Raw genomic sequence first — 20,294 nt, forward strand, 5'->3', positions numbered from 1 at the left:
TTTATTAGCTTTGCACATTGGTGGCACTCATAATTGTTTTACCATCACGAATGACCTTATAAGATCCAGACTTACCATCATCCAATGTAAATGGAACGTTAATGGTGGTGGCCTGGCTAATTGTCAGATCTTGGTATTCTTGAGTTAACTTATGATTAGCGTCAGCAATGTAAACTTGTACTCGATTTTCGGTTTGATTATCGGAACTGTCAAATGGAATACTAATTTGAACAGTAGTTGTTTTTTGTGCAGCCTTAGCCGTGGTAATTGTGATTGAATCACCATGGCTAACCTTTGTCCCAGCAGTTGGCGTTTGACTAATCACATGGCCTTCATCAACCGTGGTAGAGGTTTGCTCACTAGTACTTAACTGCAAATCATTATCATCGGCAAATTTTTGGACCTCGCTGGCTGTTTTATCGGTAAAATCTGGCATAGAAATTTGAGTTTTTCCGGCACTGACTTTAAAAGTCACTGAGGTATTATACGTCTTAACCCGTCTTCCAGCCTTAATACTCTGAGACATAATTCGACCACTATCAACATCATCGGAACTGACCGAAACTTTCTTCACAGTAATTCCTTTTTGCCGCAGTCGTTTAGCTACTTGTGTATAGCGATCACCGACATAATTACCCATTTTAATCTTTTTTTGCCCAGTGCTAATTACCAAACTTACCTTAGCATTTTTAGCCACCTTATGTTCTGCGGTTGGCTTAGCTGAAATAACATAGCCCGTCTTAATCGTTTCACTAGATTTACGCTTAATTGGACCAACTTTTAGATCTCGATCAGTTATTTTATTCTTAGCTTTAGTTTCAGTCAGCCCAACAACGTTAGGCACAACTACTCGATTAGGCGTCAGCCAAACTGCAGCACCACCACCTAGTAGTAAAATAATCAGAATAACTAACCACAGCCACCACTTACGTTTCTTTTTCTTTGATTTACTTTTTTTTACTGGTTCGCTATTATCTTGTTTCGCTGCCACAATTTTCTTTGAATCCAACACCTTAGTTTCACCCTGATCAATAATATCAGGTAAAAACTTGGCTTCATCAGCACGCGTTGCAGATAATGCTGATTTTAGATCTAATGCCATTGCTGCGGCACTAGTATAGCGTTCGTGTGGCTGTTTGGCAGTTGCTTTGAGCACGACATTTTCAAGTGCCTGGGGGATGCGTGGATCAAATTGCCGAACAGACGGAATTTCGTCTCGAAAGTGTTTCAGCGCAATTGAAACTGCGGTTTCACCTTCAAATGGGACCTTACCGGTCAACATTTCATATAAAATAATACCAAGCGAATAGATATCAGATTGTTTCGTAGCCATACTACCACGTGCTTGTTCGGGTGATAGATAATGGACAGATCCCATGACGGTATTAGTTTGAGTTAACGAATTTTGTGAAACGGCTACTGCAATCCCAAAATCTGTAATTTTAATCTGCTGCTGTTCGTCAATTAATACATTTTGTGGTTTTAAATCACGATGAATAATACCGTGTTGATGTGCTTGTTCCACTGCGGCTAAAATTTGTTCCATGATATCAACAATTTGTTGAAACGGAATTGGAAAATGATTGTTAATATAAGTTTTTAGATCCGTTCCAGCTACATATTCCATGACCAAATATTGCAGACCATTGTCTTCACCAACATCGTAGACACCAACAATATGTGGATCATTTAGCTGAGTTGCAGCCATTGCTTCTCTTTGAAAGCGCCGTTTAGTGTGTGGATCGTCACGTAAATCCAACCGTAGTAATTTAACGGACACATCGCGATCTAAGATCAAGTCATGAGCCAAATAGACATTAGCCATGCCACCTTCGCCCAGGGAACGGATTATTTTATAACGTCCATTAAATGTGTATCCAGGTGTCATGGCTTAGCCACCTCCCGCACATTTTCAGCAATTAATACCGTGATATTATCAGGCCCCCCAGCCTGGTTAGCCAATTTGATTAGTTGCTGGCATTTTTCTTGGAGTGATTGAGATCCTTGCAAGACTGACTCTAACTGCTGATTGTCCAGCATATTGGTTAAACCGTCAGTACATAGCAGCAACTGATCATCAGGTTCAAGCTGATATAAATTAATATCAATATCTGCATCTGGCGAAATACCAAGTGTTCTGGTAATAATGTTTTTTTGTGGATGTGTTTTAGCCTCTTGTTCAGTAATTTCACCACGTTTAACGAGTTCATTAACTAATGAGTGGTCTTCAGTTAGCTGATGTAGCTCACCATTTCTGCGCAAGTAGCCCCGACTATCACCAATATTAGCAACTACCATTTGATCATCAAAAAAAATGGCAGCAACCATGGTTGTACCCATTCCCTTTAGATCTTTAAATTGGTTTGATTTATCAATAATTTTTTCGTTTTCATCACGCACTTCACTTGATAACCATTGGACCGCCTGCATTGGATTCTCAAAAGCTGTTTGTTCAAAGTGATAGCCAATGTGAGAAACCGCCATTGATGACGCCACATCTCCACCTTGATGACCACCGATCCCGTCAGCCACAATGGCAAATGTTAACCGTTCTTGATTGGTAAAAACACCAACATAATCTTGATTATCCTCTCGTTCCTGACCAATATCGGTTTGATAGGCAATTTCCATAATACAACCCCATTACTCGTTTCGTTTTAAATTACTAACAAAGAAGCCATCTGAATTGTAGTCATTCGGCAAGATTGTTAATGTTTTGCTAGTTCGATCTTGTTTTAAATCGTAATTTGTTTTAGTAGTTAATAATGAAAAATCAGTGTGAGCGGCTAAAAACTGAGCCACCACATCATCATTTTCTTGTTGCAAAATAGTACAAGTACTATAAGTGATTATACCGCCTTTTTTAACTTTCTGGGCAACAGAATCCAAAATACTTAACTGAATTTTTTGCAGGCTTAAGCTATCAGCTAATTTTTTTTCATATCTAATTTCAGGTTTCCGCCGCATCAAACGAATCGTCATCGTACTGTTCGTCGACCTTGCGAGCATCAAGTAATTTCGTTGCCACTTGATCAATTACGTGCATCCGACGAGCATTTTGTTCAATCAATTTAATTTTATGAGCGTGAATATCCAATGCAGTGACGTTGCCGTATTCAGGATCTAAATAAGAAGCAATCTGAGCTGTTTTACCACCTGGGGCAGCACATGCATCTAATACCTTGAATGTTGGCTGTAACTCCATACTTTCAACTGCCAACATTGCGCTCTCATCTTGCAGCGTAATCTGGCCATCCTTAAATTGAGGTAAGTTGGCAAGCATCCCTTTTTCAACCACCAGAGCGTTAAGAGTAACTTTGCTTCGATGAACCGTTAAGCCAGCTTCTGTTAATTCAGTCAACATATCACTAGTATTGGTCAGATGCGAATTCACGCGCACTGATTGATTGGCCGGGTGATTCAAGGAATTAATCACGTTTGTTGCAGTATCTCGGCCATATTGTTCAATCAATGTCTGGACTAACCAAAGTGGCACACTGGCTTCAACGCTTAAGCGTTGGTCAGAATCAGAGATTTCACTAAAATCACCAAGTTTATTGCGCAAAATTTGGTGTAAAATGGCTGTCACAAATTTTCTAATGCCAACATGACCACGAACCTTCGCAATTTCAATCGATTCATTCAAAATAGCCCAATCAGGAATCTTATCTAAATATTGACGTTGATATAGTGCCGTCAGCAGCAAAGTGTTGACCCAGGGTGTTAATTTCTTGCCAGTAACAAAAGGAGCTAGCCAATACTCGAGCGTTAGTTTATGTTGGATTACTCCATACACAATATTAGTCAATAACCGGCTATCTTGATTTGATAATTGACGGTGATTAATCATACGGTTAAGTTGTAGATTAGAATATGCGCCAGAAGCTAACACTTTTTCAAGTGCTTCAACTGCAAGGTAACGGGCACTGGTTTGAATTGGTTGTTCATTATCTTTCATTTGTGACAACCTGCATTTCTGCCTTAATATTTTGATGGCCATTCAGATAATCAGTAATACTCATCCTTGGCTTACCGGCTGGCTGGAGCTCTTTAAGTAAAATTGCTGTTCCTTGTCCTGCCGCAATTACTAGTTCATGTTTGGTTACTGAAACTACTTGACCAGGCTTCAATGTAGTTGGTTCAGCCGCAACACTGACCTGCCACAGTTTGGTGCGCGTCTTATCTAAATTGAGATTGGCAATTGGAAATGGACGTAATGCCCGGACCTTGCAATCAATTTGTTGCGCCGTTGTTGTAATATCAATGCGCTCTTCTTCACTAGAAATATTGGGTGCAAATGTAACTTGATTTTCATCTTGGGCAACAGGTGACAACTGGTCCTTTAACAATTGCGGAATTGTCTCTAGGAGCAGATCTCGTCCTAATAAACTTAGCTTTGTGAACATTGAACCAGTATCATCTTTTTTAGTAATTGCTATCTTTCTTTGTGCAAGAATATCACCGGCATCCATCTTTTTAACCATATAAATAATCGAAATGCCAGTTTCTTGTTCGCCATTCATAATTGCATATTGGACGGGTGCACCGCCACGATACTTGGGCAACAACGAACCATGAACATTAATAGCACCCACCTGAGCCGCAGCTAATAATTTAGTTGGTAAAAATTGACCAAAAGCTGCCGTAACAATTAAGTCTGGCTGTAGTTCAATTACTCGATCCATTTCACTACTATGATTTATTTTCTCTGGTTGCAATACTTCAATCTGATGGTTAACGGCTAATTGTTTTACTGGTGATGCAGTTAAAACGTGTTTACGACCAACAAACCTGTCTGGCTGAGTTACAACTGCTTTAACATCATAATGGTGGTCAATTAAGCTTTGTAAAATTGGAACAGCGAACTGTGGTGTACCCATAAATACAATCGAAGTCATAAAAAATTGCTCCTTATTATTTTAATAATGAAAATTGTTTGGTTACATGAAATGCTGCGGTTCTGGGTCAATTGAAATTTGAAATCCTTGACCACCTAGCTTTTGGGTTCCCTGCATCATTTCTGACAAGGATGGCTGGAGATTAGGATCTTGCTTGTACTTGATCACAATTTGATAGTAATAACGCCGATTAACCCGAGCAATTGCCTGGGGGGTGGGACCTAAAATAATACTATCTGGCGCTAGTTTCTGCTTTAACCAATTGGTAATGGCTAACATTTTTTTGGCTGCTTGAGCCTCTTCTTCATGACTGGTCAGCACTTGCACTGTGAAATAATATGGCGGATAACCGCCACGATGACGCAGTGCCATTTCAAGCTTGAAGAATCGTTCAAAATCCTGTGTTTGGGCTAACTTAATAGCATAATGGTCCGGATTAAAGGTTTGAACGATGACTTCACCTTTTTTATCGGCACGTCCTGCTCGACCACTGACTTGTGTCAACAACTGAAACGTATGCTCACTTGCCCTAAAATCTGGTAACCCTAACCCTGTATCTGCATTTAACACGCCTACCAGCGTTACATTGGGAAAGTCGAGCCCTTTGGCAATCATCTGTGTCCCTAATAAAATATCAGCTTCATGATTCCCAAATTGTTGCAATAATTTTTCATGCATCCCCTTGCGGCGGGTAGTATCTACGTCCATGCGCAGCACTTTAGCATCTGGTAGTTTTTGTTCTAACTCCGCCTGTACTTTTTGCGTTCCTGTGCCATAGTAACGAATTTTATCACTGTGGCAGTTGGGGCATTGATGCGGAATAGGTTCTTCATGGCCGCAATAATGGCATTTCATCGTGTGAGTATCCATGTGCAACGTCAGTGAAATATCACAATTCGGACACTTCAAGACAAAACCACAATCGCGACACATAATAAATGAGGAGTAACCTCGGCGATTGAGCATCAAAATACTCTGCTCACCACGAGCAATCCGTTTCGTCAACGCGTCTAATAATTGAGTGGAAAAGTTACTTTCAGCGTGCTGTTTTAATTCTTTACGCATATCAACCACGGTTACCTGGGGCAATGGTTGGTGGTTAATTCGCTCTGGCAACATTAATTGCTGATAAACACCTTTTTGAGCTCTTGCTCGGGATTCTAAGCTCGGAGTAGCACTTCCTAACACAACTGGTGCACCATGATACTGACTTCGCCACAAAGCTACATTTCTGGCGTGATATCTTGGTGTTTCATCTTGCTTATAACTAGTTTCATGTTCCTCATCCATGATGATAAGCCCAATATTTTTTAACGGAGCAAATACAGCTGAACGTGCGCCTACAACCACTTGCGCCTCGCCCTTCTCAATTCGACGCCATTCGTCATATTTTTCACCATTGGACAAACCACTATGCAAAACAGCCACAGCAGAGCCAAATCGTTGTGTTACTCTGGTAACCATTTGTGGGGTCAATGAAATTTCTGGGACTAACATAATTGCTGTTTTCCCAGCCGCCAGTGTATGTGCAATACTTTGCAAATAAACCTCTGTTTTACCGCTACCAGTGACACCTTCCAACAAAAAAGTAGTTGGCTTTTGTGCTGACACAGCCTGCGTAATCTGTTGCACGGCAGCCGCTTGGCTGGTATTTAATTTAAATGGTTCCTCAGTGACCGTTTCCCTACGATTGACACTGTTTGGTGAGCGATATACTTCAACTGGTACCTTCGCCAACCAGCCCTTATGTTCACCTGTTGTAAACGTGCCGGTTGTTAACCCGCTTTGTTTGGTAGCTTCACTAAGTTTAACCGTAGTTGTTAGAATACTTTGTAAGTATGACAACAGCTTATTTTGCGCGTGGGCATTATGCGGCAGCACGGACCGAATCTCTTCATATTTTTCAAACGAAAGTTTAGGAGTCACTCCAAGCATCGTTTTTGCCTTTGCTCGGTTAGACACTTGATAAGTCATTTCCACTTTGCCTTCTCGTTTGAGCTTTAACAATTTGCTGACGGTTGACTGATTTAATTGTTCCGGCTCAAATAAAATTTCATCTTGGCCGTTGAACAATTCAAGAAAAGTTTGTTCATCCACCTCATCAATCAAATGTAAAAACCTTTTTGTTTTAGTCCGCATCACATTTGGCAGCATCGTATACATACAAGTAATTTGAAAAGCAAATGTTTCCTCGGCTAACCATTGTGCTAGTTTTAATAATTCTTCATTTAAAACTGGATGTAATTCCAACACCGAGTCAATTGACTTAAGTTCACCAGTAAAACTAGTCTGTTCACTCAAACCAACAACAAATCCCTGTACCTTCCGACTTCCGTTACCAAAAGGAACTACCACTCGCATGCCAGGTGTAATTTGATCCGTTAATTGAGCTGGAATTGCATACGTGTACGGTTGGTTAGTTTGCATTGTTGGAACATCTACAATAATTTGCGCCATTTGGTTCATTCGATCACCTTACTTGAGTTTCTCGTTAAATCTTGGTTGCAATTAATTTAATTAACTGTGCTGCAACCTGTTGTTTACTCATTTTTGCCCATTTGACCGGGACTTGATTCGCTTCTATAATCGTCACTTCATTGTCGTCGCTACCAAAACCAACTCCAGCAGTAGCCACGTTGTTAGCAACAATTAGGTCAGCATTTTTGCTAACTAATTTTTTATTTGCGTTATCAATTAACTGCTGGGTTTCAGCAGCAAAACCGACAACAAACTGGTTCTGTTTGTGAGCCGCCACCATTTTTAAAATATCAGGTGTTTTTTTTAATCGTAGCACTAATTCATCATTATTCTCAGTCTTTTTTATCTTTTGAGGTGCTCGATTTAATGGCTGGAAATCAGCAACTGCCGCCGCCATGATCAAAACATCATTATTCGTGAATTCAGCAGCAATTTGATCTGCTAATTCTTGAGTCGATTGCACTTTAATGATCGTGATTTTGTTTTCATTCGGCAGTGGTACCGTTGTTTGCCCGACAATTAACGTCACGGCCGCTCCAGCATCCGCTGCCGCTTGCGCTAATGCAATTCCCATTTTGCCAGACGAGTAGTTTCCAATAAATCGAACTGGATCGATCGCTTCACGGGTACCACCAGCACTAATTAAAAATCGTTTACCCGTTAATGTTTTGGTGGTCGGCGTTAGCTGTCGCAACACTTCAGTAAAAATTGAATCTACATCAGGCATTCTTCCTTTACCAGCGTATCCTTCGGCCAGCATGCCATTAGTTGGTTCCATGACTGTAACACCATCTTTTTTTAATTGGGCAATATTTCGCTGTGTGGCTGCATTATCCCACATATGAGAATTCATTGCGGGGACAACCACTTTACTGGCACTAGTTGCCAGTAAAGTTGCAGAGACAGCATCATCCGCGATTCCGTTAGCCATTTTTGCAATAATATCAGCCGTTGCTGGCGCAACAATTGCTAGCTCAGTCCAATCAGCTAACTCAACATGTGGAATACTAGCTTTCTGTTGCGGAAGCCATAAGTCGGTTAAAACTGATGATTTAGTCAGCGCTGCGAACGTTGTTGGGGTAATAAAGTTAGTTGCTGCCTTAGTCATTGCAACTCGAACCTGGTCACCATGTCGTTGCAATTGGCGCGCAAGTGAAATAATTTTATAACTAGCGATACCGCCTGTGACGTGAATGGTAATATGTGCCATTTAAAATACCCCATTTCATCTTGATCTGTTCATTAACTGAAATTATACCATGATTTGGTCTATGACAACCAAAATGGACCTAATCGAACTAAAATACACAAAAAAAGTTGTCATAAAATCAAATCGACTTTATGGCAACTGAAAATAACAGCTTAAAAATAATGATACTATTTTAATTTAGCCTTGGTATCTGGATCAATCATCACATCACCAGCAACAATTTCCTCTAAAGCTTTACCAACAGATTTAACTGAATCGTATTTGCTCAGTAATGGTTTGGCTCCCGCATCAAGTTCATGGGCCCGTTTACTAGCTAACATAATAAGGGAATAACGTGAGTCAACACGCTTAAGTAGTTTATCAACTGAAGGGTATAAAATCATGAGTTCATTTCTCCTAACATTCCAAGATAATCAGGCATCACGCGTGTTACACGTAGGCGTTCACTGCGAATGATTGTCTTAATTTTTTCAACAGCATTGTTTACTTCGTCATTTACCACAGCATAGTCGTAATTTTGCATCATCTTAATCTCACCAACAGCAGTAGCAACACGTTTGTTAATCACATCCATGGCATCAGTGCCCCGGTGAATCAAACGTTGTTTCAATTCCATTAAATCTGGTGGTGTAAGAAACACAAACACACCATCTGGTGATTTTGCCCGAACCTGCATCGCACCGTTGACCTCAATTTCCAAAAAAACATCTTTGCCTGAATCAAGGGTTTCATTTACATATTTTAACGGTGTTCCATAATAATTGTCAACATACTTAGCGTATTCAAGCATGCCACCAGTTTGAATTCTTTCCTCGAACTCTTCTTTAGAAACAAAGAAATAGTCTACTCCATCAACTTCTCCTGGCCGTGGTTGCCTAGTAGTCATTGAAATTGAATACTGAAAATCATTATTGTTCTGATCAAAAATTGCTTTTCGAACTGTTCCCTTACCGACCCCAGAAGGACCAGATAAGACAATTAGCATCCCACGTTTTGTCATGTATTACCGGCTCCTTAATCAATGTGTTACGAACTATTTTGCACTATTTAGCCAGCTTAATCAAGTTTATTTACGGATCAGATGGATTAAATATTAAGAAATAGTAAAGCAGCTTGTTTATCAGAACGTTTGTTCGTATACTAAGAACACAAACATATGTTCGGAGGAAAATAAATATGGAAAATTATCAAAGTCCACTTAAAAAAGTTAGTTCTAATTTACGAGATCATTTTGATGAATTTTTTTTAGAAAACGACCGTGATAATAGTATCACTCGTATTCATAAGTTACCCCAAATGCCCGTATTTCAACGAAATTTATTCTTACAACGTTCCATTAAAAAACAGGCAACAGTCAACCTACAACTAACCTCCACCAGTAATCACTTTTTTAACGTGCGAGGCCAGTTAAAACAAATTACCACTGACCAACTAATTCTAACAACTGAGACTAACGTCACGTACCTGTTTAAACCTGATGATATTCGTTACCTGGCATTAACTTAATCAAAACTAATAAGGATTGTGTTCAACTCAACTAGTTCTAGTTGAGTGACCACAATCCCTTTTTATTGATCAATTATTATAGTTTATCAGTCAAATTTGAATGGTAGGACTAACTTTGACTGCGCGTTGCTGGATCAAATTTTTTCTGAATGAAACCCAAGACGGCGTCTGAGATAATTGCCATCACTGCAGTTGGCAGTGCACCAGCTAAAATAATTGCACCACCATTAGTTGCGTTAGTTCCTCGAATGATGATATCACCCAATCCACCTGAACCAACAAACGAACCAATCGCAGTGATCCCGATTGCTAGTACTAATGCATTCCGAATCCCTGCCATAATCACTGACAACGCCAATGGCAACTCAATGAAGCGCAGGCGCTGCCACGACGTCATCCCCATGCCGCGGCCAGCATCCAACACATCTTCGTTAACATTGGCCATTCCAGTATAGGTGTTTTTAACAATTGGTAGCAAAGAATAAAGAAAGACCGTCACAATAACCGTATTCACTCCCAAACCGAGTCCTAGCATTATGATCGACAACATTGCCAGTGACGGAATCGTTTGAATCACATTAGCAATACCAATAACCCAGTCGCTCAGTTTACGATAACGGGCAATCACAATTCCTAGTGGAACACCAACAATCGCAGCCATAATGACACCATAAATTGAAATCAAGAAGTGACGATTAAACTGTGCTAACACATACATGCCGTTATTCATGAAATATTCGACTAATTGCTGCCAGATATTCAAATGAGCCATTAATTGTCACTTCCTTCAAAATAATTATGGGCTTTCAAAAATTTATTCGCCACTACTTCTGGCTCTTCCAGATCATTGTCAACTTGATAGTTTAATTGCTGCATTGTTTTAAGCGAAATCTTACCGCCTAAACGCTTAAGCACTGTTTTGAGTTCTGGATGTTGCTTCAATATTTTATTGGTCGCCACCGGACTAGCATAATATGGTGGGAAAAACTGACGATCATCTTTCAACAACTTCAGGTTATAGCTACCTATCCGGCCATCTGTTGAGTAGCCTAGGACCGCGTCCATTTTACCGGCAGCTAGTGAATCATACACTAATCCAATTTGCATTGGATAAACTTTACCAAATGAAAAACCATACATCTTCTTGAAATCTGTATAGCCATCACCTTTTCGGTTAATCCACGCTTGCTCAACACCAACTGTCATTTGTGGTGCGTATTTTTTTAAATCAGAAACGGTATTCAGATGATCTTTCTTTGCTGTTTGCTTTGTTACCATCCACGCATACGTATCAGCAAAACCATATGTTGGCAAGTAGGTTAAATGATATTTATCCTGAAATTCACGTTTTACAATTGCACTATCTTTCTTGGTATTATGCGACGTGGTTTTGCCCAAAATATCAGTTAAATCAGTTCCATTATAACGTGCAGCTGACAAATCAGCATCGCCTCGTTTTAACGCCGCAAAACTTACATTGGACGAACCTAAGTTATTTATGATTGACACCTTTAACGGAGTGTAATGTTCAATCATTCCCTTATCAATTGCCGCAATAATCTGCTGTTCTGTTGTATTCAAAGCTGCAATTCTAACCGTATTGTCTGTTGAGGAGTTCAAACCCGGGAAACCACAGCCACTCAGCGTGAGCAGCAGTGTGGTTAGTACGGCTAGTAGCAATAATCCTCTTTTTTTATTTTTCATGGTTGCCTCCTCCTACGCTTGAGACGTTTTTGGGGTGACCATTAATTCAATTTTACCCAAAATAAAATCGGTAATTAAGGCCAAAATAATCACTGGAATTGAACCGGCCAAAATTAAATCACTGCGATATAAGTTCAAACCATTAAAAATAAAGTCGCCCAAGCCACCAGCACCAATGTAAGATGCTAAGGCTGCCCAAGCAATCACAAATGTCGCTGAGAGCCGAATACCAGCCATAATTACTGGCGCGGCCAGTTGCAATTCAACTTGCATGATTGATTGAACATTACTCATTCCCATTCCTTTAGCAGCGTCTAACACAGCAGGATCAACATTTTCTAGTCCCAGATATGTGTTCCGTAGGATTGGCAATAATGAATAAATAAACAGTGCCACAATGGCGGGGAGGCTACCAACACCAAAAATGGGAATCATCATCGCTAACAGGGCCATCGAGGGAACTGTTTGCAACACACTGGCCAAACCGATGACAAATCCTGCGATTTTTTTTAGCCGTGTAAGTAAGATTGCGATTGGAACCGCAACAATAATTCCTAGCCCAAGCGAAATAAACGAAAGATAGATATGCTGCCAAATTTTAAAAATCAATTGGACACCATTTGCTCGTAAGAATTCAATCATCTTGTGTCGCCCCCTCCCCATCATTCTTTTCGCTGGTAACTCGTTTTGCCCCATTATCCTTAGTTTCATCAGTGCTTTGACCAAATAAAGCATCATACACCATATCTACAAGTGTTGCCCGTGTCACAATCCCAGTTAATTGACCTTCATCATTAACAACCGGAACGTTTTTATATCCTTGTTTTAAAATCCGATCGATCGTATCACGAATAATTGACTCCTGCCGGACATAAAACACCTTGTCGTTCATTATTTGACCAACATTTTGATTTGAATAAAAATGGGCATCTAACTCTTGAATCCCGATAATACCAACCAAATGACGATTTTCATCAGTGACTAGGAGTGTATCAACCCTTTTATCATGCATCATTTTCAAAGCTGTTGGCAACGATTGGTCACGCGTAATATAAATTGGCGATGTCAACATAACTTGGCCAACCGTTGTAACACTGGGACGTGCCTGAATAAGTCGATCCTCACCGATTAAATGCGCCACAAAGTCATTGGCCGGATGTTTCAAAATATTATCCGGTGTATCAATTTGAACAACCTTACCTTCAGACATAATCACAATTCTGGTGGCTAATTTTAATGCCTCATCCATATCATGAGTCACAAAAATAAATGTCTTGTGTAGTCGTTGCTGCAAGTCCTGAACTAAATCCTGGAGTGATTCTCTGGTGATTGGATCAAGCGCACCAAAGGGTTCGTCCATCAAAATAATGTCTTGATTGGCTGCAAAAGCCCTTACAACTCCAATCCGTTGTTGCTGCCCACCAGACAGTTCAGCTGGGTACCGGTCTAAAAAGTCTTCAGGTAATTGTGCCAGTTTAATTAGTTCTAATGCTCGTTTTGCTTGCTTTTCTTTTGACCATTTTAATAACCGTGGCACTAATGTGATATTGTCTCGAATTGTCATATGAGGCATTAACCCAACATTTTGGATCACATAGCCTAACTGGCGACGCAGTTTAACCGGATCCATGGTTGCAATATCTTTGCCATTAATTAGGACCTTGCCTGAGGTTTGCGGCAACATTCGGTTGATCATCCGCATAACTGTGGTTTTACCTGAACCAGAGGTACCAATAAAACAAATAAATTCACCTGCGTTGATATCCAAGGTAACATCATCCGCCGCAACTTTTCCACCGGGATATTCTTTTCGTAAGTGTTGTAATGAAAGTAGCACAACGGTCCCCCCTTTTCTAAATTCTATCATGTTATCTGTACAATATCTTAAACAGGGTGGTAAATGCAAATTTTGACCCACTAATTCGTGTAAATAAATAGGCAAAATAGTACATTTACATGCTATTTTGCCTATTTCGATTTAATTTTGAGCCATCTTTAATAATTCTTGTGCATGCTCCAACGTTAATTTTGTAATTTCAGCGCCAGCTAACATACGTGCCAGTTCAGTTACTCGTTCATCTTGTGTCAGACGCTCGACTGAAGTAGTAGTACGTTTATGTTGAACTTGTTTTTGAATCAATAAGTGATGGGTGGCCACTGCCGCAACTTGGGGCAAATGCGTAATACATAACACTTGCGAATGACCAGCAATTAACTTAATTTTTTCTGCAATGGCCTGTGCCACACGCCCACTAACACCTGTATCAACCTCATCAAAGATGATACTGGTGATACCTTGGCTCTTTGCAAAAATAGTTTTTAGTGCCAACATCACTCGTGATAATTCACCACCAGACGCAATTTTAGCCAGCGGGCCCAATGATTCACCAGTATTGGTTTGAATATAAAATTCAACCTGATCAATACCAGTAGTCAAGAAATGTTGCTCTTCATGCTCTGTGAATTTTACCTCAAAAACGGCTTTATCCATGTATAAATCTTTGAGTTGTTGATGAATATCGGTTGCTAACTGCTTAGCAGCTGTTTTCCTTTCCTGACTCAATCTAACTCCCGTTTCATCTAATTGATTTGCCAGTTGCTTTAGTTGCCCAGTTAAATCACTGTTGTCAATTTCTGCTGCTTCCATTTGCTCCAGTTCGGCTTTGATTTTCTGATAATAATTTAAAATTTGTGCAACTGAATCGCCATATTTTCGTTCTAAATCCGCAATAGTTGCAAGCCTGGTTTCAATTTCATCCAGGCGGGCATCATCAAATTCCAATGAATCTAACTTGGAAGCAACATCCGCTGCGCTATCTTGCAATGCATAGTAAGCACTTGAAATAGAGTCGGTAAGTTTAGCATATGACTCATCAAATTGACTGATTTCTTGTAATGCAGCCATTGCCTGTGCAATCGAATCTAAAGCTGCGCCATTTTCATCGCCATTTAACACAGTTGATGCTGTCTGCAATGCAGTGTTAATTTGTTGAAAATGATTAAGTCGCTCTCGTTCACTTTCAAGTTCCGTATCTTCATGAGCCTGTAAATTTGCCGTCTCAATTTCCTTAACTTGAAATCGTAACATATCTAGCCGCTGGGCCCACTGTTTTTCATTAGTCTGTTTTTGCTGTAATGCACGCTTAACTCGTTCATACTCACTATATTGCCGCTGGTATGCAGCAAAACTGACCGCAATCTTTTTTTGTGCATACTCGTCTAGCAACTTCAAATGTTGCTCTGGCTGCATCAGCAATTGATGTTCATTTTGCCCCTGAATATCAACTAAGTAAGAACCAATTTGGCGAAGCGTTGCTGCATTAATAAGCATCCCATTAACCCGAATTGTATTGCGCCCACTACGGTGAATTTCACGTTGAATAATAATATTATTATCTTCATGGTCAATCCCTAGTCGTTCTAATAACGCCAAAAAATTAGGATTCACTGGTAATGAAAATTGACCTTGCAAACTGAGTTTGTCTGCTCCACGTCGAATAAACTCTTGTGAGCCCCTGCTGCCAGCTAATAAGCTAACGGCATCAATAATAATCGATTTACCAGCACCGGTTTCACCGGTTAACACCGTCATCTGATCACCAAATTCAAGTGATAAGTGATCAATAATTGCCAAATTATCAATGGTTAACTCCTGCAGCATACCTTGACTCCTTCCAGTAATAAATGACTCACCAATCCAACATTTGGCACAAATCTAATTGGTCAATAAACTATTGATTTTTGCTTTAAAACCCTTTGCGTCAGAAATAGAACGGCAAATTGATAGTACAGTTGAGTCATCCCCAATTGTACAAAATATCTCTCCAAAATTCATTTGTGAAATTAAAGTTGCCAGCGCTGGACCGCTCCCTGGCTGAACATGCACGACAACCATCTTTTCAAGCATATCTAACGAAATAAAAGCGTTATTCAATGTCTTCTTTAATTTTTTTTGTGTATCCAGTTGTTTTTGAACAGGCAAACTATAGTGATAACCACCACCATCGCTCGGAACCTTGACCAACTGCATCTCTTTGATATCCCGAGAAATCGTTGCTTGCGTAACTTCAATTCCATCCTGAGTTAACAAGGAGACAAAGTCTTCTTGTCGTTCAATGTTGTTTTGATTGATTAGTTGCCGTAAATACTGTTGGCGTTCACTTTTCCGCATAAAGCATCCCTCACAAACTGATTAATTATACGTTCATCATACTCGATTTGCATAAATAATGAAAGCCTTGCTGTTTTATTTAGCTAGCGATTAATGATTTAAATTTGTTTGAGCAGCTAGTAAAACCTGACTAATCAGGTCATGTGCAAATGAATTATTTGGCCTTTCAGTTAATTTTAAATGGAGTAAAAATTCAATATTACCTTGACCACCCTTGATCGGAGAATAATCTAGTCCTAACACTTCATATGAATGGTTTGCAGCAAATGTTAGTATTTTTTCCAATACTTGTTGGTGAATTTTTGGATCGTGGATAATTCCATGCTTACCAACATTATCCTTGCCAGCTTCAAATTGCGGTTTAATCAATGCCACTACTTCACCACCTGGTTTTAAGATGGTTGTCAAGTTAGGCAAAATTAACTCTAACGAAATAAATGAGACGTCAATTGATGCAAACTCAGGTTGTCCTTTTGTAAAGTCCGCCAGTTTGCTGTAGCGAAAATTAGTCTGTTCCATCACTTCTACTCGTGGATCCTCACGTAATTGCCATACTAACTGGTTGGTACCAACATCTAGTGCATAACTCATTTTGGCGCCATTTTGTAACATCACGTCAGTAAAGCCACCTGTTGACGACCCAATATCTAACACAACCTTGTCAGCGACGGAAATACTAAATACTTTCAATGCTTTTGCTAACTTTAATCCACCACGACTAACATAGGGCATTTTGTGTCCCTTTAGGTGCAGAGTCGTGGTCACCGGAATTTTTTCTCCTGGCTTATCAAGACGTTCGCTATTTTGACCCAGTACTTCGCCAGCCATGACAGCTCTTTTTGCCTGTTCACAGGAATCAAATAGCCCCTGACTGACTAGCAAAATGTCTACTCGTTGTTTTTCCATTTTCACCAGGCACTCCTTTTATAATTTAAAATATGCAAAAAAATCATCTAATCCTACAAGAGAATGGCCAGTAATTGCGTTGAGTTGTGCCCGCAATTGACGTGCTTGTGTCAGAGCTTGGTTCAAAGCCTGTTTGGCGCCTGTTAATCCTAATAGACCTGGGTAAGTATTTTTGTGTTCTTGTTGATCCTTATCCACTGCCTTACCCAGCTGTTGTTCAGTTGCTGTAACATCTAAAATATCATCATAAATTTGAAAGGCCAATCCATAGGCCTCACCGAATTGCTGGAGTAATGACAGTATGAGACTATCTTGTTGGCTAATGATCCCAGCTGCCATCACAGAATACGAAATTAACGCGCCCGTTTTCAAAAGATGCAACTGCTCCAATTGATCGACTGTTAGTTGCTTTTCTTCGCTAGTAATATCCTCTGCTTGGCCAGCAACCATCCCAGCCGGTCCTGCACATCTTGATAAATAGAACACAAGCTCACTTTTAATTTCAGCAGGTAATTTATTATCGGTTAGCCATTGAAATGACATTGTTAGCAGACCGTCACCAGCCAGAGTTGCTATTCCAGCTCCAAATTTAACGTGATTAGTTGGCACTCCACGCCGTAAATCATCATTATCCATTGCTGGCAAATCATCATGAATTAACGAATAAGTATGCAACAATTCAACCGCACAAGCTGCCTTTAAAACCGACTCGCTAAATTTAACCTGAAATGCATCTAGTACTGCTAACGTCAATGCTGGTCTTAATCGCTTACCACCAGCGTTCAAGGAATACTGCATCGCCTTAGCTAGCACTGGATCACTAATACCAATCTTTACATTAGCTGATAAATAATTATTAACAATTTTTTGATAGTCCTCAAGATTTTTACTCATCGTCTTCTGGTTTACTTTCTATTTTTTTAGATTGCTCAAATAAAGTTTCGTTGCCATCATCGTCCATCAATTTAGTTAACGTTTTTTCAGCGTTATCTAGTGTTTTTTGCAACTCTTGACTTAGTTCTACCCCGGTTTTAAATTGTTTTAAAGCCTCTTCAAGTGGAACATCGCCTTGTTCGAGTTGTTCAACAATGGTTTGCAAACTTTTTAATTGCGTTTCAAAACTCATTTTTTCAGTCATTATTTTTCTCCTTGTTAATCTGATTAATTTCAGCTTGCACTTGTCCATCTTGAAAATGCAATCTAACCTGTGATCCCGTTGTCAGCTCAGTCACACTTTTAACCACCTGGTTATCATATGTGACATACGTGTAACCTCGGCTCATAATTTTTAATGGGCTTAAAAAATCCAGTGAAGCAATCGTATTTTGTAACACGACTCTATGATCGTGAATTAACCGAATCCCGCTTTGTTCAAGTCGTTGCTGGAGCTCATTGCTCTGGTTTGTAGCTGTAACTATCCGCTGGTTCATCGCATACATTGATAACCCTGAAGCTGCTAATTTAACCTGCTGCTGCCATTGTTGCAATGTTACATTAATTTGTTGTTTGAGGCGATTGGAAACTTGATCGACATTTTGCAAATAGCCTTCATATAATCGTTTGGGCTGTGTAAAAATATAACTGTGCTCAAGTTTGGTTAAATTTTGCTGAGCCAACCTAATTTTGTTTTTCATTGCATTATTCAATCGTTGGCGTTGTTGTGTAATTTTTAATAATTCATCAGTTAATACTGGGACTGCTAATTCTGCAGCCGCTGTGGGCGTTGCGGCCCGCACATCCGCCACTAAATCTGCAATTGTGGTATCAGTTTCGTGTCCAACCGACGAAATTACAGGAACTTGACTAGCAGCAATTGCGCGTGCCACAACTTCCTCGTTAAATGGCCAAAGATCCTCAATTGAACCACCACCGCGTCCAATAATGAGAGTATCAAATGTGCCACTTTCATTAACTCGTTGAATTTGTCTCGTAATGTCTTTAGCAGCTGAGTCACCTTGAACAACCGCCGGAAATAATACTAATTGTGCAATTGGAAAACGACGACGAGTAGTGGTGATAATATCACGAATTACTGCCCCACTTGGACTGGTGACGACCGCAATTTTTTTGGGAAATTGGGGCAATAATTGCTTGGGAGCATCAAATAATCCTTCTTGTGCTAACTTTTTCTTTAACTGTTCGTAAGCTTGATAAAGAGCACCAACACCATCAGGTTGCATTGAATCAACATAGATTTGGTAGCTGCCACTCGCTTCATATAAACCAATTCGACCAGTAACTAAAACTTTCATCCCTTCTTCTGGTTGAAATTTTATTTTAGTAAAGGCTGATTTAAACATGATTGCGCTAATTTTTGCATGATCATCCTTTAAACTAAAATATTGATGTGCATTTGGTCGTGGTCTGAAATTAGAAATCTCTCCTGTAAGATAAATACGTCCTAAATATGGATCTACATCAAATTTACGTTTTATATATTTTGTTAACGCGCTAACTGTTAAATATTTATCATTATCCATTTATTTGGCTCCATTTAGTTAACTCAACTGTTTGCTGCATCAAAGTGGCAATTGTCAGGGGACCAACACCGCCTGGAACTGGTGTAATGGCACCTACGACATCTTTGACAGCATCAAAATCTACATCACCAATCAATTTGCCATTGTCATCATGGTCGATTCCAACGTCAATTACAACCGCATCAGGCTTTACAAATTCTGCTTTGATTAAGTGACCAACGCCAGTGGCAACGATCAATATATCCGCTTGTTTAGTTAATGATGCCAAATTTTTAGTGTGGTGGCCTGCAACCGTCACCGTCACATCTTCATTTAATAGTAGTGCAGCCATGGGTTTACCAACTAAGATACTACGCCCAACAATTACCGCATGTTGTCCAACTAGTGGTACATGATATTCTTTGAGAATTGTCATAATTCCCTTAGGTGTGCAGGCAACTGGATAATTGCCAGCTTGGTTTGCATATAGCCGCCCTAAATTTTGCGGGTGAAAACCATCAACATCTTTACTAGGAACAATTGCACTAGTAATCACGTCGGCATCGATTTGTTGCGGTAATGGGGCCTGCACTAGAATCGCATTGATCGTATCGTCAGAATTCAATGCTTTAATTTCATCTAAAATTACTTGTTGCGATACATCGCTTGGAAAAGTCTTTAGAATCGAATTCATTCCTAATTTTTCAGCTTTGCGCTGCTTATTACGAGTATACATTTTACTAGCAGGGTCATCCCCTACCAGAATAACAGCAATTCCAGGTTTGATGCCTTGGCCCTTTAATTTTGCTACTTCTTTCGTTGTTTGCAAATTTATTTTTTGTGCTAACTTTTTGCCATCAATTATTGTTGTCATTAGTTTACCGCCTTTTCTACCGCATATTCACTCAATAACAATTTTAGCATATTTTGCCATAAAAAAAGCCCAGCAAACTACAAAAATT

The 20,294-nt window shown here is 39.7% G+C and carries 19 protein-coding genes and 1 pseudogene; 1 reads left to right on the top strand and 19 read right to left on the bottom strand.

The genetic code is table 11. The annotated features are described in order from the left end of the window. Positions 1-4 precede the first annotated feature (4 nt). The 8 genes and pseudogenes from pknB to gmk all read right to left on the bottom strand — a co-directional run bounded on the left by pknB (position 5) and on the right by gmk (position 9,586). A complete protein-coding gene (pknB, locus tag WDC_RS04615) occupies positions 5-1,888 on the bottom strand; it encodes a Stk1 family PASTA domain-containing Ser/Thr kinase (RefSeq protein ID WP_044010705.1) in 1,884 nt (627 codons plus the stop codon). After that, positions 1,885-2,631 (bottom strand): Stp1/IreP family PP2C-type Ser/Thr phosphatase, encoded by a 747-nt coding sequence (locus WDC_RS04620; RefSeq protein WP_044010706.1) that lies wholly within the window; start codon positions 2,629-2,631, stop codon positions 1,885-1,887. The genes pknB and WDC_RS04620 overlap by 4 nt, the downstream gene beginning before the upstream one ends. Positions 2,632-2,643: 12 nt before the next feature. Then, a pseudogene (gene rsmB, locus WDC_RS04625) lies at positions 2,644-3,958 on the bottom strand (16S rRNA (cytosine(967)-C(5))-methyltransferase RsmB). Continuing rightward, entirely contained in the window at positions 3,948-4,898 is a 951-nt protein-coding gene (gene fmt / locus WDC_RS04630) for a methionyl-tRNA formyltransferase (RefSeq protein ID WP_044010707.1), read from the bottom strand. The pseudogene rsmB and the gene fmt overlap by 11 nt, the downstream one beginning before the upstream one ends. A 42-nt stretch (positions 4,899-4,940) precedes the next feature. After that, positions 4,941-7,364, bottom strand: a complete 2,424-nt coding sequence (priA, locus tag WDC_RS04635) for a primosomal protein N' (RefSeq protein WP_044010708.1) — start codon at positions 7,362-7,364, stop codon at positions 4,941-4,943. Positions 7,365-7,389: 25 nt separating this feature from the next. Next, positions 7,390-8,586 (bottom strand): bifunctional phosphopantothenoylcysteine decarboxylase/phosphopantothenate--cysteine ligase CoaBC, encoded by a 1,197-nt coding sequence (coaBC, locus tag WDC_RS04640; RefSeq protein WP_044010709.1) that lies wholly within the window; start codon positions 8,584-8,586, stop codon positions 7,390-7,392. A 167-nt stretch (positions 8,587-8,753) separates the two neighbouring features. After that, positions 8,754-8,969 carry a DNA-directed RNA polymerase subunit omega gene (gene rpoZ, locus WDC_RS04645; RefSeq protein WP_044010710.1) on the bottom strand — a complete coding sequence of 72 codons (216 nt, stop codon included), beginning with the start codon at positions 8,967-8,969 and terminating at the stop codon, positions 8,754-8,756. Then, positions 8,966-9,586 carry a guanylate kinase gene (gene gmk, locus WDC_RS04650; RefSeq protein ID WP_044010711.1) on the bottom strand — a complete coding sequence of 207 codons (621 nt, stop codon included), beginning with the start codon at positions 9,584-9,586 and terminating at the stop codon, positions 8,966-8,968. Before gmk ends, rpoZ begins: the two co-directional genes overlap by 4 nt. A 176-nt stretch (positions 9,587-9,762) precedes the next feature. Here gmk and WDC_RS04655 point away from each other — a divergent pair, with 176 nt between their 5' ends. After that, positions 9,763-10,092: a hypothetical protein gene (locus WDC_RS04655; protein WP_044010712.1), complete on the top strand. Its 330-nt coding sequence runs from the start codon at positions 9,763-9,765 to the stop codon at positions 10,090-10,092. A 109-nt stretch (positions 10,093-10,201) separates the two neighbouring features. Here the strand turns inward: WDC_RS04655 and WDC_RS04660 are convergent, their stop codons facing one another. The 11 genes from WDC_RS04660 to WDC_RS04710 form a co-directional block, all read right to left on the bottom strand. Continuing rightward, the gene (locus WDC_RS04660) at positions 10,202-10,864 is read right to left on the bottom strand and encodes an ABC transporter permease (protein ID WP_044010713.1); all 663 of its coding nucleotides are present in this window, start codon (positions 10,862-10,864) and stop codon (positions 10,202-10,204) included. Continuing rightward, a complete protein-coding gene (locus WDC_RS04665) occupies positions 10,864-11,796 on the bottom strand; it encodes an osmoprotectant ABC transporter substrate-binding protein (RefSeq protein WP_044010714.1) in 933 nt (310 codons plus the stop codon). Before WDC_RS04665 ends, WDC_RS04660 begins: the two co-directional genes overlap by 1 nt. 12 nt (positions 11,797-11,808) lie before the next feature. Beyond that, positions 11,809-12,438 (bottom strand): ABC transporter permease, encoded by a 630-nt coding sequence (locus WDC_RS04670; RefSeq protein WP_044010715.1) that lies wholly within the window; start codon positions 12,436-12,438, stop codon positions 11,809-11,811. Next, positions 12,431-13,633 carry a betaine/proline/choline family ABC transporter ATP-binding protein gene (locus tag WDC_RS04675; protein ID WP_044010716.1) on the bottom strand — a complete coding sequence of 401 codons (1,203 nt, stop codon included), beginning with the start codon at positions 13,631-13,633 and terminating at the stop codon, positions 12,431-12,433. The genes WDC_RS04670 and WDC_RS04675 overlap by 8 nt, the downstream gene beginning before the upstream one ends. A gap of 141 nt (positions 13,634-13,774) precedes the next feature. Then, a complete protein-coding gene (gene recN, locus WDC_RS04680; protein ID WP_044010717.1) occupies positions 13,775-15,457 on the bottom strand; it encodes a DNA repair protein RecN in 1,683 nt (560 codons plus the stop codon). A gap of 54 nt (positions 15,458-15,511) precedes the next feature. Further along, a complete protein-coding gene (locus WDC_RS04685; RefSeq protein ID WP_044010718.1) occupies positions 15,512-15,967 on the bottom strand; it encodes an arginine repressor in 456 nt (151 codons plus the stop codon). 90 nt (positions 15,968-16,057) lie between these two features. After that, positions 16,058-16,873 (bottom strand): TlyA family RNA methyltransferase, encoded by an 816-nt coding sequence (locus WDC_RS04690; protein WP_044010719.1) that lies wholly within the window; start codon positions 16,871-16,873, stop codon positions 16,058-16,060. 18 nt (positions 16,874-16,891) lie between these two features. Next, positions 16,892-17,767 (bottom strand): polyprenyl synthetase family protein, encoded by an 876-nt coding sequence (locus WDC_RS04695; protein ID WP_044010720.1) that lies wholly within the window; start codon positions 17,765-17,767, stop codon positions 16,892-16,894. After that, the gene (locus tag WDC_RS04700) at positions 17,760-18,011 is read right to left on the bottom strand and encodes an exodeoxyribonuclease VII small subunit (RefSeq protein WP_044010721.1); all 252 of its coding nucleotides are present in this window, start codon (positions 18,009-18,011) and stop codon (positions 17,760-17,762) included. Before WDC_RS04700 ends, WDC_RS04695 begins: the two co-directional genes overlap by 8 nt. After that, positions 18,004-19,353, bottom strand: coding sequence for an exodeoxyribonuclease VII large subunit (gene xseA / locus WDC_RS04705; RefSeq protein WP_044010722.1), 1,350 nt, complete (start codon positions 19,351-19,353; stop codon positions 18,004-18,006). Before xseA ends, WDC_RS04700 begins: the two co-directional genes overlap by 8 nt. Continuing rightward, entirely contained in the window at positions 19,346-20,206 is an 861-nt protein-coding gene (locus WDC_RS04710; protein WP_044010723.1) for a bifunctional 5,10-methylenetetrahydrofolate dehydrogenase/5,10-methenyltetrahydrofolate cyclohydrolase, read from the bottom strand. Before WDC_RS04710 ends, xseA begins: the two co-directional genes overlap by 8 nt. Positions 20,207-20,294 lie beyond the last annotated feature (88 nt).

The sequence above is a fragment of the Paucilactobacillus wasatchensis genome (assembly GCF_000876205.1).
GTDB classification, from domain to species: domain Bacteria; phylum Bacillota; class Bacilli; order Lactobacillales; family Lactobacillaceae; genus Paucilactobacillus; species Paucilactobacillus wasatchensis.

Excerpts from the sequence above, each read along its gene's own strand:
- gmk (WP_044010711.1), bottom strand. The coding sequence starts at position 9,586 with ATGACAAAACGTGGGATGCTAATTGTCTTATCTGGTCCTTCTGGGGTC.
- priA (WP_044010708.1), bottom strand. The coding sequence starts at position 7,364 with ATGAACCAAATGGCGCAAATTATTGTAGATGTTCCAACAATGCAAACT.
- WDC_RS04700 (WP_044010721.1), bottom strand. The coding sequence starts at position 18,011 with ATGACTGAAAAAATGAGTTTTGAAACGCAATTAAAAAGTTTGCAAACC.
- WDC_RS04665 (WP_044010714.1), bottom strand. The coding sequence starts at position 11,796 with ATGAAAAATAAAAAAAGAGGATTATTGCTACTAGCCGTACTAACCACA.
- coaBC (WP_044010709.1), bottom strand. The coding sequence starts at position 8,586 with ATGGCACATATTACCATTCACGTCACAGGCGGTATCGCTAGTTATAAA.
- pknB (WP_044010705.1), bottom strand. The coding sequence starts at position 1,888 with ATGACACCTGGATACACATTTAATGGACGTTATAAAATAATCCGTTCC.
- WDC_RS04670 (WP_044010715.1), bottom strand. The coding sequence starts at position 12,438 with ATGATTGAATTCTTACGAGCAAATGGTGTCCAATTGATTTTTAAAATT.
- rpoZ (WP_044010710.1), bottom strand. The coding sequence starts at position 8,969 with ATGATTTTATACCCTTCAGTTGATAAACTACTTAAGCGTGTTGACTCA.
- WDC_RS04690 (WP_044010719.1), bottom strand. The coding sequence starts at position 16,873 with ATGGAAAAACAACGAGTAGACATTTTGCTAGTCAGTCAGGGGCTATTT.
- recN (WP_044010717.1), bottom strand. The coding sequence starts at position 15,457 with ATGCTGCAGGAGTTAACCATTGATAATTTGGCAATTATTGATCACTTA.
- xseA (WP_044010722.1), bottom strand. The coding sequence starts at position 19,353 with ATGGATAATGATAAATATTTAACAGTTAGCGCGTTAACAAAATATATA.
- WDC_RS04710 (WP_044010723.1), bottom strand. The coding sequence starts at position 20,206 with ATGACAACAATAATTGATGGCAAAAAGTTAGCACAAAAAATAAATTTG.
- WDC_RS04620 (WP_044010706.1), bottom strand. The coding sequence starts at position 2,631 with ATGGAAATTGCCTATCAAACCGATATTGGTCAGGAACGAGAGGATAAT.
- WDC_RS04655 (WP_044010712.1), top strand. The coding sequence starts at position 9,763 with ATGGAAAATTATCAAAGTCCACTTAAAAAAGTTAGTTCTAATTTACGA.
- WDC_RS04695 (WP_044010720.1), bottom strand. The coding sequence starts at position 17,767 with ATGAGTAAAAATCTTGAGGACTATCAAAAAATTGTTAATAATTATTTA.
- WDC_RS04685 (WP_044010718.1), bottom strand. The coding sequence starts at position 15,967 with ATGCGGAAAAGTGAACGCCAACAGTATTTACGGCAACTAATCAATCAA.
- WDC_RS04660 (WP_044010713.1), bottom strand. The coding sequence starts at position 10,864 with ATGGCTCATTTGAATATCTGGCAGCAATTAGTCGAATATTTCATGAAT.
- fmt (WP_044010707.1), bottom strand. The coding sequence starts at position 4,898 with ATGACTTCGATTGTATTTATGGGTACACCACAGTTCGCTGTTCCAATT.